The sequence below is a fragment of the Bradyrhizobium sp. MI1.7 genome, from assembly GCF_055811795.1.
The window spans coordinates 111,794-130,294 of sequence record NZ_JBVVPO010000010.1; the positions used below are offsets into that span (position 1 = coordinate 111,794).

An 18,501-nucleotide genomic window follows, 5' to 3' on the forward strand; every position below is an offset into this window, starting at 1 on the left:
GACGCGGCCTTAGCGCGTCTTCGCCGGCACTTCGAATTCGGCCGCATCACCCATATCTTCAGGAGACAGGCTCGGGCTGCGTCGATCCCGCGAGCTAAGGCGGAACACGTCGCGGATGTCGTCGATCGAGGTCGACGAATAGGACTGGATGCAGAGCGCGACCTGTTCGGGCGAGGCCGCGCCCATCATCGCTTCGATGGCGGGACGGTCGAGGGGCGTGTCGTCCCAATGCGAGACCGCAATGCTGTCTTCGGTGACCCGATGGGTGGCCAGATGCGCGGGCGAGTTCGCGACGAAGTGTCCGTACATCAGATACTCCGAGAACTTCTTCTTCCGGCACAGCGCCAGAACCCAGTTCAAGCCCGTCGCCGCCTTGATGGCGTCGGTCATCGCGCGCGCGGTGTCCCGGTCCCAGACCAGCGCGTTGCCGACATAGTCGTCGGCGGGGAACGAGCGCTCCTTGATACCGAGAAGCTGATCGACAGTGCGCAGCCACAGGCCGTGCAACGGATGGTCGGCGCCGATGTCCTTCGGGGTGACGAACAGCGGCGTCTTCTCGGCGCCGGCATATTGGCCGACGTCGAATTCGCGGAAGAACAGATTGTCCGAGTCCAGGATGCAGACGCGCTGCTCGGATGCGTTGAGCACGCCGGCGATCTTCAGGATCTGCTGGATGTGCCAACCATGCACCGGCGACGACAGCAGCGACAGCCAGACCCGGCGCTTGCTGAGGAACTGAAGCGCCGGCGGCAGCGCCCACAGCCATTTCGGCAGATAATTCGAGGCCGGAACGATGACGCGCTTGTCGGACGCGAACCGCGCGAACAGCGGCACGTCCTCATCGTTAACGAGAACATAATGCCGCGTGTATCCCGAGAGCCAGGTGTCGATGCTCTCGCTGAGCAGCGAAAAGCGTTCGATATCCTTGGCGTAGCTGGCGGTCAGCAGGGCAACGGAATGCATGGAGCGCGCTCGAATGGCCATCAAGCCGCACTCATAGCCGCACCGCGAGATGCTGGAAACTCACAAACGGAATCAAGGTAAAACGAAACCAAGCATTAGCCATCCGACGGCAGCCCCTGCTCGATGGCGCGAAAACGCAGTGGCGCCAGCGCGGAGGCGCGCTGCCACCAGTCGGCGACGCGGTCGTCCAGTGCGGTCACACCGCGACCCTGGCCGGGGAAGATCCGGATCTGCTGCACCGCCTCGGCCTCGAACCCCCTGCCCTTGCGCGTGATCTTGAGGGCGGCGCCCTCGCGGTCGCGCTGCGTCAGCGGCGCCAGGAGGCGGCCGTGCGGGCGGAGCGACTGAAGCCAGAGCGGATGCGGGTGCGGGAAGCCGGCATGCACGATGATCACGTCGGCGGGCTCGCCGATCTCCTCGCATCCATCGCCATGCACGACCTCGACATTGCGATAGGGGCGAAGGTAATTCGCGGCACGCGCCGCAAGCCGCCCGTCGCATTCGATTGCATGCACCGTGCCCTTGGGCCCCACGATCTTCGACAACACCGCGGAAAAATAGCCGAGACCGCAGCCGATCTGGACCACGCGGTCCTTCTCCCCGACGTCGAGCAGATCGATGAAGTGCGCCCACAGGCTCGGCAGCCCGGTGTCGAGCTTGCGGCGCGCATCGATCGCGACCAGCACATTGTCGTAGAGATGAACGGGATCGGCATCCGGCGTCAGCCGGTAGCCGCGCGCCGCCTCGCTCTTGATACGCCAGGGTCCCTTCGCCAGAAAATCCTCGCGCGGGATGGCGGCGAGCGCTTCGAGCAGGCGTGGTGAGGAGATCCGCTCTCGCTTCGCAATCAACTCGACGTAGCGCGCACGCGCGGCGGCAAGATCGCTCATTTCATCGCATCGGCCTGTTCAAGGACGGGCACGTCTCCGCCGAGCTCGCTGAGGAGCTGCATCGCCTGCTTCAGGTCCGGAGTATAAAAGCCCTCGCTGAACTTGCCGACGATCGGCAAAAGCAGAAGACTTGCGTGCTCGCGCTTGCCGGCTTGGTGCGACAGCCGCGCAAGGCTGACGGCGGTCCGAAGCTCCCATGACAGCGCGCCCTGCTTGCGCGCGGTCTCCAGCGACAGGGCGAACAGGTCCTCGGCCTCCTGCACCGATGCCGGATCACCGTCCGACATCGTGATCTCGCCCTGCAGCCGATAGACCTCGGCGAGATAGGAGTGATCGCCGGTCCGTCTCGCGGTCGCGAGCGCGCCGTCCAGCGCGCGCAAGGCGGCATCGCGCATCCCGACCTTGGCATAGGCTTCCGCAAGCAGGCAGCGGAACCAGCAGCCGGCGAGCCAGGAATCCATCGCCTCGTATTCGTCGAGGCCGAGGCGCATCTGGCTGAGACCTTCGTCGGCCTCGCCGAGCTGGGCCAGCGCCCAGCCGCGCAGGATCGCCGCCTGCTGCTTCCAGTGCAGGAAATTGTGCTCAGTGGCGATGATCATGGCGCGGTTGGCGTGGTCGCGCGTACCCTCGACGTCGCGCAAATGCTGGCACAGATAGGCGCCGAACACGAGCGCGAAGGCGAGCGTGAAGGGATGGCGGATCTTCTCGGCATTCGCGATCGCCTGCTCGCTGTGCTGGCGCGCCGCGTCCGGCCGGCCGAGGAACCAGAGGAGATAGCCGAGATAGGACAGCGAAACGACGCCGGGATCGGTACCGTGCCGCTCCATCAGATCGGAGTGCAGATCGGGACTGTAGAGGTTGATGCAGCGGTGCAGATGGTGCTGGGAGGCGGCAAAACGGCCGCGATAGAGCATCGTCATCGCGATCGAGCGGTGCGCCTCGATCAGATAGCCGGTCTGCTGCGCCGGCTGCGTGCGCTCGTTCAGCCGCTCGCGCTTGGCGAACTTCAACAGCTCGACACTGAGATCGTGCGCGCGGCTGAGATCGGCACGGATGAAATGGCAGACCCAGAGCCCACGCGTGGCGGCGAAGGCCTTCTCGTCGTCGTCGAGCTGCTGACCGAGCTCGAGCGCGCGGATGTAGTTTTCCTCGACCTCCTGCACGGCGTAGCCCTTGGCGGCAATCAAAGCGTTGCCGAGCGCGATGCGCAGCTCCAGCTCCATCTCGTCGGCGCCCTGCATGCGCGCATTGGCCTGCACGACGCTCAAGCCCCGGCGCAAATGCCCGATCGCCTCCAGATTGGCGCCGCTCTTGGCCGCCTGCTTGCCGGCCTTGAGCCAGAAGCTGGCGGCGCCCTCGCTCTGGCCGGATTCGGTGAGGTGATGGGCCAGCAGCTCCGGTTCGCGCTCGGTCTTCTCCGGATACATCTCGGCGAGCACCTGCGCGATCCGCGAATGCAGCTTGCGCCGCTCGCTGTGCAGCAGGCTGTCGTGCGCGGCGTTCTGGATCATCACGTGCTTGAAGGAGTAGAGCGCGCCGGGCGGATGGCCGCGGCGCATGATCAACCCGGCCTCCTCCAGATGATTGAGCGCGGCCTCGATCTGCTCCGCCGGCGTATTGGCGACCGCGTGCAGCGTCGCGTAGGAGAACTCGCGACCGATGGTGGCGCCGATCTGCGCGATGCGCTTGAACGGTCCCATCCGGTCCAGCCGCGCCATCAGCGAGTCGGTGAGGGTCGCCGGGATCGCGAGCTGCCGCCATGGGCCCGACAGCACGTAGCGCCCGTGCCGCTCGGTCAGGAGGTTGGATTCGAGAACGGTCTTGGTCAGCTCTTCCAGGAACAGCGGCACGCCGTCGGTCTTGACGATGATCTCCTCGACCACCTCCTTGGGAAGCTCGCGGCCCGCGACGCGCTCGACCAGCGTCGTGCGCAGCTGCCGGCTCAGGCGGTTCAGCACCAGCGTGGTGATGTGCGAATGCGCGTTCCAGCTCGGCTGGAATTCGGAGCGCGCGGTGATGATGACAAGGACCGGCTGGTTCTGCACCCGGGCGACGAGGAGGTCGATCACCTCGCGGGAGGTCGGGTCGATCCAGTGCAGATCCTCAAGCGCGATCACCAGCGGCATGTCGCGCGCAAGGCCGAGGAAATGATTGACCAGCGCGGCGACGGTCGCATCCTTCTGCTGCTGCGGTGACAGGTCGAGCGGCGGATAGCGGTCTCCGGTCGGGATCGACAGCAGCGCGGCAAACAGCGGCGTGACCTGCTCGATGTCGCCATGGGCGGCGGCGATCGCGGTCTCCAGACCCGCCAGCGACGTCGCGGATGGATCCTCGCGGTCGAGGCCGAGCGAGAATTTGAGCTGCTCGGAGAACGGATAGAACGCCGTGGAGGTGTAGTAGGGCGAGCACTGGAACGAGACGTGTCCATGGCGGTCGCCCGCGATCCGGTCGAATATCTCCTGGATGATGCGCGACTTGCCGATGCCGGGCTCGCCGAACTTGACCACGACCTGGCCGTCGCCGTCCTTGACCTGCTGCCAGCGCCCCATCAGCAGCGCGATCTCTTCCTCGCGGTTGACGAGCGGCGTCAACCGCCCGCCCATGGAAGCGGCGAAGCGGGTCTCCGCCCGCGAGGCGCGCACCACGTGCCAGGCCTGCGTCTTCTCCGAGATGCCCTTCAGCGCATGGACACCGAGATTGCGGTAGTCGAACTTGCCCTTCAGCAGCGACTGTGTCGAGGCCGAGATCACGACGCCGTTGGGCGGCGCCAGACCTTGCAGGCGTGCGGCGAGATTGACGGTTTCTCCGACCGCGGAATCGCGCTCCTCGGTGCCTTGGCCAACGAGGTCGCCGACCACGACGAGACCGGTTGCGATCCCGATGCGGACGGCGGGGGCGTGGCTCAGCGCACCGCGCGGCTCGATCGCGCGCGCGGTCGACAGCACCCGCACGATCTCGAGCCCGGCGCGCACCGATCGCTCGGCATCGTCCTCATGCGCGGTCGGATAGCCGAAATAGACAAGGATACCGTCGCCGACGAAGCGCGCGGCAAACCCTTCGTAATGCTTCACCACGCGGACGCAGGTCTCGCGAAAGCTCGCGATCATGTCGCGCACGTCTTCCGGATCGAACTGCACCGACAGCGAGGTCGAATCCACCATGTCGCAGAACATGGTGGTGAGCTGACGCCGTTCGGCACCGACTTCCGCCCGGACTTGCGGGCGCGCGGCCGTATCGGGCTTCTCGGCGGTCTCAGCGTGGAATAGCGCCGACATCGCGCGCTGAAGCCGCTTGCGATCGCCGAGCGGCAATCCGAGCTCGACCAGGTCGGATTCCGTCAGGTCCCCCATCACATCGAGATCGAGGCGGTGCTGCGCGAAGAGATCGGTGTAATGTCCAAGACCGACGCCTTCGAGCCAGCGCTTCAACCCGCCTTCCGTCCCCGTAACAGGTTCATTCTCCAGCATGGTGATTCTGCCCGACCTTCACTCCGTCGAAGGGCTTTAGGCCCCTCAACCACAGATTTTGGGGCCCGAACTTCACCTCAGACTGGACGCGTTCCCTAAGTCTTGGGAAGAATAGCTCAATCAGATCAAAAGGGAATGGCATTGTCCCACATTGCATCCGTAGCGGGAGAGGATTCGGACAGCGCAGGCGCCGAAACCAGGACGTTTGCCGATATCGGCGGCCTTCTCGACTTTTATGCGCGCAAGACCCCGTCGGCACCAGCTCTCCTCGCGCCGGGCCGGCCGGCCCTCACCTACGGCAAGCTGGGTGAGTTGATCCAGCAACTGGTCCGCACCCTGCGGGGGCTTGGCATTGCCCCTGCCGACCGGATTGCCGTTGCGCTGCCGCGCGGCGCCGACAGCGCGCTGGCGCTGATCGCGGTCGCCTCGGCCGGCGCCTGCGTCCCCGTCAATCCCGATCTGACGGCCGACGAGCTGCAGCGCTATTTCAGCGAATTGAAGCTGACCGCGCTCGTCACCCGGGCCGACATGAATTCACCAAGTCGTGACGTTGCCAAGGCACTCGATATCGCGGTGATCGATTTCGTGCCGGGGCCGAACGACAATCTCGGCGGCTGCGCGTTCATCGGCCCGGCAGTCGGGCCGGCCAGCACGAGCGGCGCCTCGCGCGGCGACGATGACGCCTTCATCCTGTTGACGTCAGGCACGGCGGCGCGGCCGAAAATGGTGCCGCTGACGCAGCGCAATGTGTGCCTGTCCGCATACAATGCCGGCCGCGTGCTGTCGCTCGCAGCCCACGACCGCCTGCTCAACGCCCTGCCGCTGTTTCACGCCCATGGTCTGATCTCCGGCCTGCTGACGGCGCTGGCCGCGGGCTCCAGCGTGATCTGCACCAACGGTTTCGACGCGTTGTCCTTCTTCAGCTGGATGCGGGAGCTGCGACCGACCTGGTACACGGCGGTGCCGACCATCCATCGCGCGCTGCTGACGGCGGCCGAGGCCGACCCGGACCGCGCCCGGTCGTCGTCGCTGCGCGTGATCCGCTCGGCCTCATCCTCGCTCGCGCCTGCGATCCTGAACGGGCTGGAGGCGATGTTCGGCGTTCCCGTGCTCGAGACCTACGGCATGACGGAAGCAGCCTCGCAGATCTCCGCCAATCCGTTCGAGCTGCGCAAGGTCGGATCGGTCGGCCGCGCTGCGGGCCCCGAGATCGCGATCATGGACGGGGCGGGCCGCACGCTTGCGAGCGGCGAGCATGGCGAGATCATGCTGCGCGGGCCGAACATGAGCCGCGGCTATTATAATGACGAGGCGACGACACGGGCCGCCTTCCGCAACGGCTGGTTCCGGACCGGCGACCTCGGCTATCTCGACGCCGACGGCTACCTCTTCATCGTCGGCCGCATCAAGGACGTCATCAACCGCGGCGGGCAGAAGATCTCGCCCCTGGAGGTCGAAGAGGTCCTGCTGAGCCATCCGGCGGTGCTGGAGGCCGGCGTGTTCGCCGTCCCGCATCAGAAGCTCGGCGAAAACGTCGCCGCCGTCGTGGTGCTGCGCCCGAACTCCGAAGCAACTCCGGACCAGCTTCGGCAGTTCGCGCGCAAACGACTTGCGGCCTACAAGGTACCGAGCCTGATCCGCGGCGTGGCCGCACTGCCGAAAGGCGCGAGCGGCAAGGTCAAGCGCAACGCGCTGGCCGATCTGATCGCAACCGCGGAGCATGGCGTCGAAGCGCAATTGCCGCGCAACGCGCTGGAGACCCAGCTCGCGGGGATCTGGGCCGGTCTGTTGGAACTGCCGCAGGTCGGCATCGATCAGGATGTCTTTGCGCTCGGCGCGGACTCGCTCGCGGCGACGCAGATGCGCTCGCGCTTGCGCGAACGCTTCAATGTCGACTTCTCCTTCGAGGACATCTTCGATTGTGCCACGGTCTCGGCGCTTGCGGCCCGGATCGAGACCGCCACAACCCATCGCGAGACGATGGTGCCCGCATGGCGCCAGGCGGCGGCAGCAGACGCGCCGCTGTCGTTCCAGCAGCAGCGGATGTATGTGCTCTCGCGGCTCGATCCGACCCGCTACAATTACAACGTCGTCGAAGTCGCGGTTCTCAAGGGCCTGCTCGACGTCGCCGCGCTTTCTGCGAGCCTCGCCTCGATCTGCGCGCGCCACGAGGCGCTGCGCTCGGTCTTCATCGAACGCGAGGGCGAGCCGGCGCAGCGGGTGCTGCAATCACCACCGCGATTCGAGCGGATCAAGCTCAAGCCCTGCGCCGCGGACAAGCAGGGCGCAATCATCCGGCGCGAGGCGCTTGAGCTCGCGCAATATCCGTTCGACCTGGCGCGTGAGCCGCCGCTGAAGGTCACCCTGCTGTCGTTCGACAAATCCAGCCACGCGCTGGTGGTCAACGTCCATCACCTCGTCACCGACGGCTGGTCGCAACGGCTGTTCTGGGAGGAGCTTGCCGCCCATTATTCCGCTGCACGCAAGGCAAGCGCCGTGACGTTACCCTCGCCCGCCTTCCAGTATCGCGACTTTGCGCTATGGCAGCAGAGCTGGGCTCAGACGCCGGCGGCGAAGGAGCAGCTCGATTACTGGCGGACCCAGCTCGACGGTGTCACCACGCTGCCGCTGCGGACCGACCGGCCACGACCGGAGGTCTGGAGCGGTCACGGCGCCCGTCACTATCTCGAATTCTCCAAGGCACTGTCGGCCGATCTGCGCGCGCTCAGCCAGGACCAGGGCGTCACGCCTTTCATGACGCTGCTCGCGGCTTTCCAGTGCCTGCTGTTCCGCCACACCGGACACGAGGATGTCGCGACGGGATCGCTGATCGCCAACCGCAACCAGATCGAGAGCGAGCGATTGATCGGGCTGTTCGCCAACACCCTGATCCTGCGCAACGATTTTGGCGGCGATCCGGGCTTTGGCGAGATGTTGCGGCGGGTACGGCAGGTCACGCTGGATGCCTACCGCAACCAGGACCTTCCGATCGAGGAAGTGCTGCGCGCGCTGCAGATCGCGCGCCGGAGCGATGGCAATCCGCTGTTCCGGATCATGTTCATCCTCCAGAACGCCTCGATCGAGGCGGCACGTTTCCCCGGCCTGTCGACGCGGCGGCTGGAGGTCGACCCGAAGGTCGCGCGCTTCGACATCACGCTCGAACTGGTCGAGGCCGACGGCCGCTTCACCGGCTTCTTCGAATACGCCACCGATCTGTTCGACGCGGCGACCATCGAAGGCATGGCCGCTCAGTTCAAGACCCTGCTCAAGGCCGTGATCGCCAATCCGGAGCAGCGCATCTCGCGCCTGCCGCTCCTGACGGAGGCCGAACGCCGGCAGTTGCTGGCGAAAGGCCAGGGCGTGGTGGCCAATTTCACCGCGCGCGGCAATCTTTGCGAGCGCCTCGAGCGCCAGGCGAAGAAGACACCGAACGCAATCGCGGTAACGGACGGACACACCTCCCTGACCTATCGGGAGCTCGCCCGCCGCAGCCAAGCGGCCGCACGCTGGCTCGCGCGCGAAGGTGTCGGCGCCGAGAGCGTTGTCGCCTTGCTTGCGGATCGCGGGCCCGACCTGCTCGCCGCGATGATCGCCGCGCAGCGCGTGGGCGCAGCCTTCCTCAATCTCGATCCCGACCAGCCGCCGGCGCGGCTTGCGACCATCCTCGGATCGAGCTGCGCCCGCATGCTGCTGACCGGGCGCGCCCAGTCGGCCATGGTCGAGGCCCTGCTCGGACCGCTGGTCGAGCGCATCCATGTCGCCGAGCTCGAGGACGCGATCGCACCCGGATCGACCAGGCCTGCCCGCGCCGCGCGGCGCGCAGCCGCGAGCCTCGCCTATCTCATCTACACATCCGGCTCCTCCGGCGCGCCGAAGGGCGTCATGATCGAGCAGCGCGGGCTGTCGAACCATCTGGCGTCGCTCATTTCCGAGCTCGGCCTTACGGCGAGCGACGTGATCGCCCAGACTGCGCCGCAGAGCTTTGTCATCTCGGTCTGGCAGTTCCTTGCCGGTCCCATGGTCGGCGCGCGCGTCCATGTCTGTGCCCACGCAATCGTGCAGGACCCGATCCTGCTCGCGCGGGAGATCGAGCGTGAAGGCATCAGCGTGCTCGAGATCGTGCCGTCGCTGCTGCGGGTGATCCTCGACCGCATGGACGACGCGCAGGTCCAGCGCGCCTTTGCGGGATTGCGGCTCCTGATCTCGACCGGCGAGCCGCTGCCGGTCGATCTCTGCCGCGCCTGGTTCGCCCGCTGCCCGAAGGTGCCGCTGATCAACGCCTATGGCGCGTCGGAATGTTCCGACGACGTCTCGCTGCATCGCCTGACCAAGGCGCCGGCGGCGACGACGAGCAACGTCCCGGTCGGCGCGCCGCTGCCCAACACCCAGCTCCATGTGCTCGATCAAAACCTCCAGCCGCTGCCGGTCGGCGTGACCGGCGAGCTCTGCGTCGGCGGCGCCGGTGTCGGCCGCGGCTACATCAACGATCCCGCGCAGAGCCGGCAGCGCTTCCTGCCGGATCCGTTCGCACGCCAGGCCGGCGGGCGGCTGTACCGGACCGGCGACCTCGCACGCCGCCGCGCCGACGGCACCATCGAATGCCTCGGCCGCGCCGACCATCAGGTCAAGGTCCGGGGCTACCGTATCGAGCTCAAGGAGATCGAGAACGCGCTTGCCGACCATCCTGCGGTGCGCGCCGGCATCGTCGAGCCGCGCCGCGAGGCGAGCGGCGATGTCAGGTTGATTGCCCATATCGTCGCAAGGGCCGGCAGCCAGAGCAGCGCCAGCGAGCTGCGCGACTTCCTGAAGAGCCGGTTGCCGGGCCATGCCATCCCGTCCGCATTCCTGTTCCTGGACCAGATGCCGCTCAATGCCCATGGCAAGATCGACCGGTCGGCGCTGCTGGCGCCCGCGCAGCAGGACGTCTCCGGACCGGACGCCGCCGTGCCGGCGCGGCACTTCACCGAAAAAGTGCTCTCGGACATCTGGGTCGACCTGCTGAAGGTCGAGAGCCTCGGCGTGACCGATAATTTCTTCGATCTCGGCGGCCATTCGCTGCTGGCGGGCCAGGCGATGGCGCGCGTCGCCCGTGCGCTCGGCGTGTCGCTGCCGATCAAGACCATCTTCGAGGCTCCGACGATCGAAGAACTCGCCCGGCGGGTTGACGAGGCCGTGGCAGCAAAGCCGCGCAAGCCGGCAACAGGCATGCTGCGGCCTGCTGAAAGCGGGCTCCCAACGCTCTCGATCGCACAGGACCAGATGATGCGGATCGAGCAGAACCTGCCGGGCCTGCCGCTGTTCAACCTGCCCTTTGCCTTCCGCCTCCAGGGCCCGCTCGATCCGACCACCCTCGCGCAGGCGTTCGGCGACATCGTGCGCCGCCACGAATCGCTGCAGACCGGGTTCGGCCGGAGCGGCGAAGAGCCCGTCAGTCGCATCGCCACACCCGGCGAGCTCGGACCGGCCCTCACGATCGAGGTCATCGGCGACGGACGTCCCCACGACAACAAGCGGCGCAAAGCCCTCGAACTCAGGAAGATCGACCTCCTGATCGAGCAGGAGACCTACGCCCCGTTCGACACTGCGCGGCCGCCGCTGTTGCGGGCGCGGCTGTTGCGGCTCCATGCCGACGATCATGTGCTGCTGCTGACGCTGCATCATGCCATTGCCGACGGCTGGTCGATCGGCGTGCTGTTCGAGGAGCTGTCCAACCGCTATGCGGCGCTGGCCGGGCGTCCGTCCGTGCCGCTGCCGAAACTACCGCTGGCCTTTTCGGACGTCGCCCGCTGGCAGCGCTGGTGGCGCGGCACGGACGCCGCCCGCCGCCAGGCCGCCGACTGGACGGAGAATCTGCGCGGCGCGACCCCCGTCTTCGACGGTGAAGCAAGCCCCGGCGCGTCCACCGGGCATCACCCCGTCAGCCTCGAGCGCGAGCTGATCGGCCGGCTCACGGCGTTCGCCGGCCGGCATAACAGCACGCTGTTCATGTGCCTTCTCACCGGCCTGAAAGCCCTGCTGCTGGCGCAGAGCGGCCGCAACGACATCTCGGTCGCCACCGCCATGGCCAATCGTGCCCAGCCGGATACCGACCGGATCGTCGGTCCGTTCGAGAACACGGTGATCGTCCGTACCCGAATCACGCCGGAGCTGTCATTCGCGCAAGCCCTGGCCCGGGTGCGCCAGAGCGTGCTCGACGCGCATGCGCGCCAGGAGCTGCCGTTCAACATCCTGGCCGACCATCTGGAGCAGGAGGGGATCGATCCGGCCTCGCTGCTCCAAGTCTATTTCACCCTGCAAAATCCGCTGCGCCAGCCGCTCGATCTGGCTGACGTCACGATCGAATCGATCGGCAACGTCGCGCGCGAAGGCCAGCCGGTGCTGCCGATCGACCAGACCTGGCTGTCGCTGATGCTCAAGGAACGCCCCACCGGAATCACCGGCTCATGCAATTACAAGGGCGAGCTGCTCGATGGCCGCAGGATCGGTGAGTGGATGGCGCATCTCGTCGCGCTGCTGGATGCGGCCGTCGCCCACCCCAACACACCGCTCGGCCGATTACTCGCTCGCAGGGCGGCATGACCGGCTGTACGGGACGGGAGAACACAGGTTCACTCGCCAAAGCTGTGCATGACCAAGTTGCATCTTGATTATTTGGCGCCAGCGCGCAAGATTATTCCCTCGATTTGATTTGGACGATTATTTTCAACCGGGGGAGTATGTTATGGGTTTCATCAAATTTACCAAGGGTACCTCGTTGAGCGACAAGGACCGCAAGGCCCTGCAAAAGCTGCTGGGCGCCGAGAAGAAGAAGCTCCAGTCCGCGCTCAAGGATGTCGATGCCAGCCTTTCGATGCTGGGCGGAGCGAAGAAAGCCAAGAAGAAGAAGAAGTAAGGATCGTCGGCCGGGACGCCGCACGAATCCTCAGGCTTCACTTTCCGGATATGGGCCGCTCGCTTGTCGAGTTGGGGTCTCGCACAAGCTTGCGCCTGTAAACTGGCCTGCAAATCGACAAGAAATTGCCCGGGTGGACCGTTAGAAGCGGTCCGCTCAGTTGATTCTTGCTCAGTTGATTCTTCCGTCAGGGCCGGAGACTTGGCCTCCGCCTGACGCCATGGGCCTTATTGATGGCAGACGACAGAATTGAACTGTTTGTCGGACTGATCGAGACCATTGACGCTCCGGGCGCAGTCGATGCGTGCCGGCGCCTACTCTCGGTCGACGAACGGATCCGCGCCGACCGCTTCATGTTCGAGCGGCACCGGCGGCAGTATATCTTCGCGCACGCGATGCTGCGCCTGGCGCTGTCGCAGGCCGCGCCGAACGTCGCACCCACCGATTGGTCCTTCGGGGCCGGTCGCTACGGGCGGCCGTTTGTCGCGGCGCCCGCGACCTCGACCGCGCTGCATTTCAGCCTGTCCCATGCCGATGGCTGCGTTGCCTGCGTCGTCTCCGGGCATGAGACCGTCGGCGTCGACGTCGAAACCGTGTCACGGCGTGTCGCGCCACTGTCCACCGCGCTTCGCTTCTTTGCGCCGGAGGAGGTCGAAACGTTGCGCGGACTGCCGGAGCCCGCCGCGATCGAGCGCTTTTTCGACTATTGGACGCTCAAGGAGGCCTATCTGAAGGCAAGGGGCTTTGGGCTCAATCTGCCGCTCGACGCTTTCGCGATGCAGGTGTCCCGCGAGGCCATCGAGATCAGCTTCAAGCCCGATATCGCCGACGATCCGCATGCATGGCGCTTCTCGCTGTGCTCGCCGTCGCCCTCGCATCGCCTCGCGATCGCCGACGGCTCCCGCGCGCACGGCGGCCTTCCCATCACCCGCAATTCCTGGCCGTTCCAGGAAGCGGCTGAATGACGCCCCCGCGGCTGCGCGTCTTTCCCGCGATCTCGCGCAACCGCGATCCCAAGAAATATGTCGGCGAGCTGATGCGGGTGGCACAGTTCGCCGACCGCAACGGCTTCGAAGGCATCCTGCTGTTCGAAGGCAACGACGTGTTCGTCGAGCCCTGGGCGATGGCCCAGCACATCATGGGTGAGACCACGCGAAGCTCGCCGCTGATCGCGGTCAATCCGGTCTACATGCACCCGTTCGCCGCGGCAAAATTCGTCTCGTCCTTTGCGCAGCTCCACGGCCGCAAGGTCTATCTCAACATGATCACGGGGACCGCGGTCAGCGATTTGCAGGGGCTGGGCGACGAGCAGTCGCATGCGGACCGCTACGTCCGGCTCGGCGAATTCGTCGCGCTGATGCGCCAATTGCTGGAAAGCCCTCGCCCGGTGAATTTCGACGGCCGGTTCTACCGCGCAAGCAATCTGCAACTTCGCCCGCGCCTGCCGGCGGAGCTGATGCCGGAATTCCTGGTCGCGGGCCAGTCGGAGGCGGCGCAGCGCGTGGCGAAGGAGACCGGCTGCATCAAGATGCAGATGCTGCCGCCCGATCTCGATCGCGGCCTCGATGCGCCCGGAATGAACTTTGGCATCTTCGCCCGCGAGGGACGCGACGAGGCACGGCAGGCGGCAACGGCGCGTTTCCGTGACAATGCCGATGATCGCGAGCTGCTCGCGCTCACCGTGGAGAACAGCGATTCCGTGTGGAAGCGGCGGCTCTATGACGGCCAGAGCGGCGAGCTCGCCGACAATGGCTACTGGCTGCTGCCGTACCTCACCTTCCAGGCCGACTGCCCCTATCTCGTCGGCAGCTACACCGAGATCGGCGCAAAGCTGAGGGATTTTGCGGCGAAGGGCCTGACCACGATCATGCTCGACATGGTCGCCGACGAGGCCGAGATGCAGCACGTCCGCAAGGCGCTCGCGGCGAGCGGGATGTTCTAGGACGTCACGCCGAGCGGACTGAGCCGTGCCAGCGGCTCGCTGCCTTCCGGCCGTCGCAAAAGCTGCATGACATGCCGCTTCAGGCGCACGAATTCGGGTTCGGTGACGAGATCGTGGCTCCGCGGCCGCGCAAACGGCAGCACGATGTCCTCGATCACCCGGCCGGGTCTTGCGCTCATCACGACGATGCGATCGGCGAGAAACAATGCCTCGTCGATGTCGTGGGTGACGAAGACCGTGGTGGTCGGGATCTTGCTCCAGATGTCGAGCAGGACCTCCTGCATCATGCCGCGCGTCTGCGCGTCGAGCGCGCTGAAGGGCTCGTCCATCAGCAGCACCCGCGGCTGGTTGATCAGGACCCGCGCGATTTCCACGCGCTGCTGCATACCGCCCGACAATTGCGCGGGATAGAACGCCTCGAAGCCGGAAAGGCCGACCAGCTTCAGGATCGCGTCGGCGGCGCGGTCGCGCTCCCTCCTCCCGAGACCCCGCATCTTCGGGCCGAAGGCGACATTGTCACGCACCCCCTTCCAGGGAAACAGCGTGTGCTGCTGAAACACCATGCCCCGGTCCGGGCTCGGGCTCTGGACCTGCTGGCCGTCGACCGTGAGACGGCCAGCCGTGATCGGCAAATGCCCGGCCAGCGCGCCGAGCAGCGTGGATTTTCCGCAGCCGGAGGGACCGAGGATGCAGACGAGCTCGCCCGGCGCAATCGCGACATCGAGACCGCTGACCGCTTCGAATGCATCGCCGCCCGATCCGAGCGAAATCGAGACATCGGCGAAGTCGATCCGACCGACGCTGTTCGTGCCGATATCCGCGACCCGGATGTTCATCGCGCCACCTTCGGGCTACGCCAGGGCATCAGAAGCCGCCCGGCCGTCGTCAGCAGCCAGCTCGATCCCATGCCGAGCAGGCCGATGATCAGCATGCCGACGATGATGTCGGCGTAGTTCTGGAGCGTGTAGGCTTCCCAAGTGTAATAGCCGATGCCGAACTGGCCTGAGATCATCTCCGCGGTGACGAGGCAGAACCACGAGGTGCCCATGCCGATTGCAAGCCCGGTGACGATGCTGGGCGCGGCGTCCGGCAGCACGACCTCCCTCAGGATCGCCAACTCCCCCGCGCCGAGGCTGCGGGCGGAGGCAACCAGCCGGCGGTCGACATTCGCGACACCGTGGACGGTGTTCAGCACGATCGGAAACAAGGCACCGATGAAGGTGATGTAGATCATCGAGAGTTCGGACGACGGAAAGATCAGGATCGACAGCGGTATCCATGCCACCGCCGGTATCGGCCGCAGCAATTCCAGCGGCGGCAGCAAAAGATCGCTCGCGGCGCGTGACCGGCCGATGGCAAAACCAAGGATCACGCCGATCACGACCGCCGCCCCGTAGCCCGCGAACACCCGCCAGAGGCTACTGGTGATATGTGCCGTCAATTTCGGCGAACGAAACAGGGCGAGCGCGGATTGAGCGACCTCGACCGGCGGCGGCACGTTGCGGAAGGTCACGATCCCCAGATTGAGATGCGTGGTCGAAGCGACCTGCCAAAGGGCGATGCAGGCCAGGATCGAAAGGCCGCGGACCATCCAGCGGATGCCCGCAGGTCGCGCCGGGATAGCGGTGGCCATCGCCTCACCGGCTCGCGACGAGGGACTCGCGCGCGGCCGCGAAGTCGAGCACCGCGCCACCGTTCTTCTTCGACCAGCCCTCGGCCGCCTGCTTGAGCAGGAACGCGCTCAGCTCGCCCTTGGACGACCGCACGAACCAGGCCTGGTTTGCAAACAGCTTGATGCCGCTCTCGCGATCCTGAGCGTAGACGACGCGGATGGTCTTGCCGTCCTTCTCGAGGCCGGCGAGCGCCTTGAGCGCGTTCTCGGGCGAGGCATAGTGGCGTACATGAGCCTCGTCCTTGACCCAGATCTGCGCGACGCGGCTGAAGTCGCTGATCTGGTCGCCCGTTGCGGCGTCCTTGGCACGAAGCGGAAGCTGCGCGTAGTTCTTCAGTTCGGAGTCGTAATCGCGTCCCGCCTGCGCCGCCGCGATACGGATGAACTTGTCGGTCACGAACTGGTTGATATCGAGATCACTGTCCGCGCGCTTGAGCAGCTTCAGCGTCTTGATCGAGGTTGCGACCGCCTGGCGGTACTCCGGCTTCCAGGTCACATCGCGGGTCTGGAGACCGAGCGGTCCGTGAAAGAGGTAGTCGACCTCCGCCTCGATGCCGGTCACCTTCGCGATCAGTTCGCTGTACTTCTCCGGCTCTTCCGCGATCAGGCGATCCGCTTCCAGCGCTGCGCGCAGATAGGCGACGACGATCTCGGGATATTTCTCGGCATAATCGGCATCGACCAGCCCGCCGTGGAATGTCGGGGCATTGGCCTGCGCGCCGTCAAAGATCTTGCGCGCGAAGCCGCGCCACGGGAACAGTTCGGCGAACGGAACGAAGTCGGCATGCGCCTCGATCTTGCCGGCCTGCAAGGCCGGCCCCGCAACCTCCGGCGCCTGCGTGATGATGTTGACGTCGGTCTCGGGATTCCAGCCCTTGGCCTCGATCGCGCGGAGCAGCATGCCGTGCGAGGTCGAGGCGAAGGGAACCGAGATGGTCTTGCCCTTGAGCTCATCGAGCGATTGCACCGGCGAGCTCGACGGCACCACGATGCCGTTGCCACTGCCCTTGGTGCTGCCGGACAGCACGCTGATGAAGAGGCTACGGCGTCCGGCCTTCTGGAACGCCACGCCGTTCAGCGAGCCCGGAAAGTCAGCCATCGCGCCGAAATCGAGCTTGCCTGCGACCATCTCGTTGGTGAGCGGCGCGCCGCTCGTAAAATTCTTCCACTGGATGTCGTAGGTGACATCCTTGTACTTGCCGTCATGTGGCAGAAATTTCTCAAGCAGCTTGAGCTCGCGAATGAGCAGTCCGCCGGTCGCGCAATTGATCGTCGTGTCCTGCGTCCCGACTGCCACACGGATCGTCTCCGCCTGGGTCGGCGCGAACATCGCAACAGTGATGGCCACAATGGCCACACTGAATCTCAAAGAGCTGAATTCGATCATCGAACTGTCCTCGGGAGGCCGGGCGCGTGCCGGCGGCAACGCTGGCCGGCACTATCGAAGGCGCGGCGCAACGCTTGAAGCAATTACTTGCGTCGCTGTCGCAGGACGTTCGCGTCATGATTCCGTCGCGCAACGACGCAAAGGATTTTCTCAGGACGGAGCCATGGACAGAGGAATCGTTTCGCTGCCGGTCGCCGCACACATCAAGCTTTGCTAAGTGATTTGGAACGATCGCAAAGAGATGGACATCGCACCACCGCCGCACTTACCTATTCGCAAGCCCCTGGAGAGCTGACGGATTGCGATGACCATACTCAAGGAAGCTGCCGCGACCGAGCCTGCCGCTTTCGCCGACCGGCCTCATGCAGGCGTTCCGTTCGACTGGACCGACCACAAGAAGACGCGGCGGGTCCGCAGCACACGCGCGAGGCCCGCAAGCTCGGCGCTGTTCATGAGCGAGACGATCGACGGGCTGAATGCCGGCGCGCATTTCCTCGACCGTTTGTCCGCGTCGGAGCAGGCGCGCGTGCACGCGGCCGGCCGCATCATCACGGTGCCGCAGGGCGAAATGGTATTCAGCCAGGGCGATGGCCACGACGGCATCTTCATCATCCGCCGCGGACAGGTGCGGGTCTACTACACCGCGCCGTCGGGCCGCGAGATCACGCTCGCCTATTGGACGCCGGGACATTTCATTGGAGGCCCCGAGATATCCGGCGGTGGCATTCACATGTGGTCGGGCATCGCCATCGAGGCCTGCGAGATTACGACACTCTCCGGCCCCGCGCTTGAGAAGCTGTTGACCAGCATGCCGAGCTTCGCGCTGGCGCTGATCGACGGCCTCATCGCCAAGGGCAAATGCTACTCCTCGATGGCGCAGATCCTCGGTACGCGATCGGTGATCGAACGGCTGGCGCAATTCCTGCTCACGCTGTCGGAATTGCATGGCACGGCCGACGGCGACACCATCGTCATCAACCGCAAGATCACCCATGACCAGATCGCGGCCATGGTGGGCTCGACCCGGCAATGGGTGACGATGATGCTGAAGCGTTTCCAGAACCGCCGCATCATCGCCATCGACGGCAGCACCATCCAGATCAGGCGGATCGACCTGCTGGAGCAGATTTTGTTCAAGGATTAGGCGCGGCGGGTTGTCTCCGTGCGCACGGTGACAGTCGAACTCGCGGAGAGGGGGGGGGGGGGGGGGGGGGGGGGGGGGGGGGGGGGGGGGGGGAGGCGCCGCGCCGGGGGGGGGGGGGGGGGGGGGGCGGGGGGGCGGGGGCGG

Annotated in this window: 12 protein-coding genes; 6 read left to right on the forward strand and 6 right to left on the reverse strand. The window is 65.9% G+C overall.

Annotation, left to right across the window (positions count from 1 at the left end):
* Positions 1-9 precede the first annotated feature (9 nt).
* The 3 genes from AC0L3X_RS12745 to AC0L3X_RS12755 form a co-directional block, all read right to left on the reverse strand.
* On the reverse strand, positions 10-963 hold the full coding sequence (locus tag AC0L3X_RS12745) for a DUF6492 family protein (RefSeq protein ID WP_063986670.1): 954 nt from the start codon (positions 961-963) through the stop codon (positions 10-12).
* 95 nt (positions 964-1,058) lie between these two features.
* The gene (locus tag AC0L3X_RS12750; RefSeq protein WP_063985369.1) at positions 1,059-1,853 is read right to left on the reverse strand and encodes a protein-L-isoaspartate O-methyltransferase family protein; all 795 of its coding nucleotides are present in this window, start codon (positions 1,851-1,853) and stop codon (positions 1,059-1,061) included.
* Complete coding sequence (locus tag AC0L3X_RS12755) at positions 1,850-5,320, reverse strand: ATP-binding protein (protein ID WP_063985370.1); 3,471 nt, start codon at positions 5,318-5,320, stop codon at positions 1,850-1,852. Before AC0L3X_RS12755 ends, AC0L3X_RS12750 begins: the two co-directional genes overlap by 4 nt.
* A 135-nt stretch (positions 5,321-5,455) precedes the next feature.
* Between AC0L3X_RS12755 and AC0L3X_RS12760 the strand changes: the two genes are divergently transcribed.
* The 4 genes from AC0L3X_RS12760 (at position 5,456) to AC0L3X_RS12775 (ending at position 14,154) form a co-directional block, all read left to right on the forward strand.
* On the forward strand, positions 5,456-11,899 hold the full coding sequence (locus AC0L3X_RS12760; protein ID WP_063985371.1) for a non-ribosomal peptide synthetase: 6,444 nt from the start codon (positions 5,456-5,458) through the stop codon (positions 11,897-11,899).
* Positions 11,900-12,041: 142 nt separating this feature from the next.
* Positions 12,042-12,212, forward strand: a complete 171-nt coding sequence (locus AC0L3X_RS12765; protein WP_014497648.1) for a hypothetical protein — start codon at positions 12,042-12,044, stop codon at positions 12,210-12,212.
* A gap of 233 nt (positions 12,213-12,445) precedes the next feature.
* Entirely contained in the window at positions 12,446-13,177 is a 732-nt protein-coding gene (locus AC0L3X_RS12770) for a 4'-phosphopantetheinyl transferase family protein (protein ID WP_014497649.1), read from the forward strand.
* Positions 13,174-14,154: an LLM class flavin-dependent oxidoreductase gene (locus AC0L3X_RS12775; RefSeq protein WP_063985372.1), complete on the forward strand. Its 981-nt coding sequence runs from the start codon at positions 13,174-13,176 to the stop codon at positions 14,152-14,154. The genes AC0L3X_RS12770 and AC0L3X_RS12775 overlap by 4 nt, the downstream gene beginning before the upstream one ends.
* Here the strand turns inward: AC0L3X_RS12775 and AC0L3X_RS12780 are convergent.
* Genes AC0L3X_RS12780 through AC0L3X_RS12790 form a run of 3 tightly spaced genes read right to left on the reverse strand, consistent with a single transcriptional unit; the run spans position 14,151 to position 17,156 of the window.
* Positions 14,151-14,990: an ABC transporter ATP-binding protein gene (locus AC0L3X_RS12780; protein WP_063985373.1), complete on the reverse strand. Its 840-nt coding sequence runs from the start codon at positions 14,988-14,990 to the stop codon at positions 14,151-14,153. The genes AC0L3X_RS12775 and AC0L3X_RS12780 overlap by 4 nt on opposite strands.
* Positions 14,987-15,787 (reverse strand): ABC transporter permease, encoded by an 801-nt coding sequence (locus AC0L3X_RS12785; RefSeq protein WP_063985374.1) that lies wholly within the window; start codon positions 15,785-15,787, stop codon positions 14,987-14,989. The genes AC0L3X_RS12780 and AC0L3X_RS12785 overlap by 4 nt, the downstream gene beginning before the upstream one ends.
* A 4-nt stretch (positions 15,788-15,791) precedes the next feature.
* Positions 15,792-17,156, reverse strand: a complete 1,365-nt coding sequence (locus AC0L3X_RS12790) for an ABC transporter substrate-binding protein (protein WP_187388095.1) — start codon at positions 17,154-17,156, stop codon at positions 15,792-15,794.
* A gap of 19 nt (positions 17,157-17,175) precedes the next feature.
* Here AC0L3X_RS12790 and AC0L3X_RS12795 point away from each other — a divergent pair, with 19 nt between their 5' ends.
* Together AC0L3X_RS12795 and AC0L3X_RS12800 are read left to right on the forward strand one after the other, a co-directional pair.
* Entirely contained in the window at positions 17,176-17,430 is a 255-nt protein-coding gene (locus AC0L3X_RS12795) for a hypothetical protein (RefSeq protein WP_187387811.1), read from the forward strand.
* Between the two features lie 87 nt (positions 17,431-17,517).
* Positions 17,518-18,357 carry a Crp/Fnr family transcriptional regulator gene (locus tag AC0L3X_RS12800; protein ID WP_371496430.1) on the forward strand — a complete coding sequence of 280 codons (840 nt, stop codon included), beginning with the start codon at positions 17,518-17,520 and terminating at the stop codon, positions 18,355-18,357.
* The last annotated feature ends 144 nt before the right edge of the window (positions 18,358-18,501 follow it).

Coding starts and splice junctions, on each gene's coding strand:
- AC0L3X_RS12745 (WP_063986670.1), bottom strand. CDS start 963: ATGCATTCCGTTGCCCTGCTGACCGCCAGCTACGCCAAGGATATCGAA.
- AC0L3X_RS12750 (WP_063985369.1), bottom strand. CDS start 1,853: ATGAGCGATCTTGCCGCCGCGCGTGCGCGCTACGTCGAGTTGATTGCG.
- AC0L3X_RS12755 (WP_063985370.1), bottom strand. CDS start 5,320: ATGCTGGAGAATGAACCTGTTACGGGGACGGAAGGCGGGTTGAAGCGC.
- AC0L3X_RS12760 (WP_063985371.1), top strand. CDS start 5,456: ATGGCATTGTCCCACATTGCATCCGTAGCGGGAGAGGATTCGGACAGC.
- AC0L3X_RS12765 (WP_014497648.1), top strand. CDS start 12,042: ATGGGTTTCATCAAATTTACCAAGGGTACCTCGTTGAGCGACAAGGAC.
- AC0L3X_RS12770 (WP_014497649.1), top strand. CDS start 12,446: ATGGCAGACGACAGAATTGAACTGTTTGTCGGACTGATCGAGACCATT.
- AC0L3X_RS12775 (WP_063985372.1), top strand. CDS start 13,174: ATGACGCCCCCGCGGCTGCGCGTCTTTCCCGCGATCTCGCGCAACCGC.
- AC0L3X_RS12780 (WP_063985373.1), bottom strand. CDS start 14,990: ATGAACATCCGGGTCGCGGATATCGGCACGAACAGCGTCGGTCGGATC.
- AC0L3X_RS12785 (WP_063985374.1), bottom strand. CDS start 15,787: ATGGCCACCGCTATCCCGGCGCGACCTGCGGGCATCCGCTGGATGGTC.
- AC0L3X_RS12790 (WP_187388095.1), bottom strand. CDS start 17,156: ATGTTCGCGCCGACCCAGGCGGAGACGATCCGTGTGGCAGTCGGGACG.
- AC0L3X_RS12795 (WP_187387811.1), top strand. CDS start 17,176: ATGGCCACACTGAATCTCAAAGAGCTGAATTCGATCATCGAACTGTCC.
- AC0L3X_RS12800 (WP_371496430.1), top strand. CDS start 17,518: ATGACCATACTCAAGGAAGCTGCCGCGACCGAGCCTGCCGCTTTCGCC.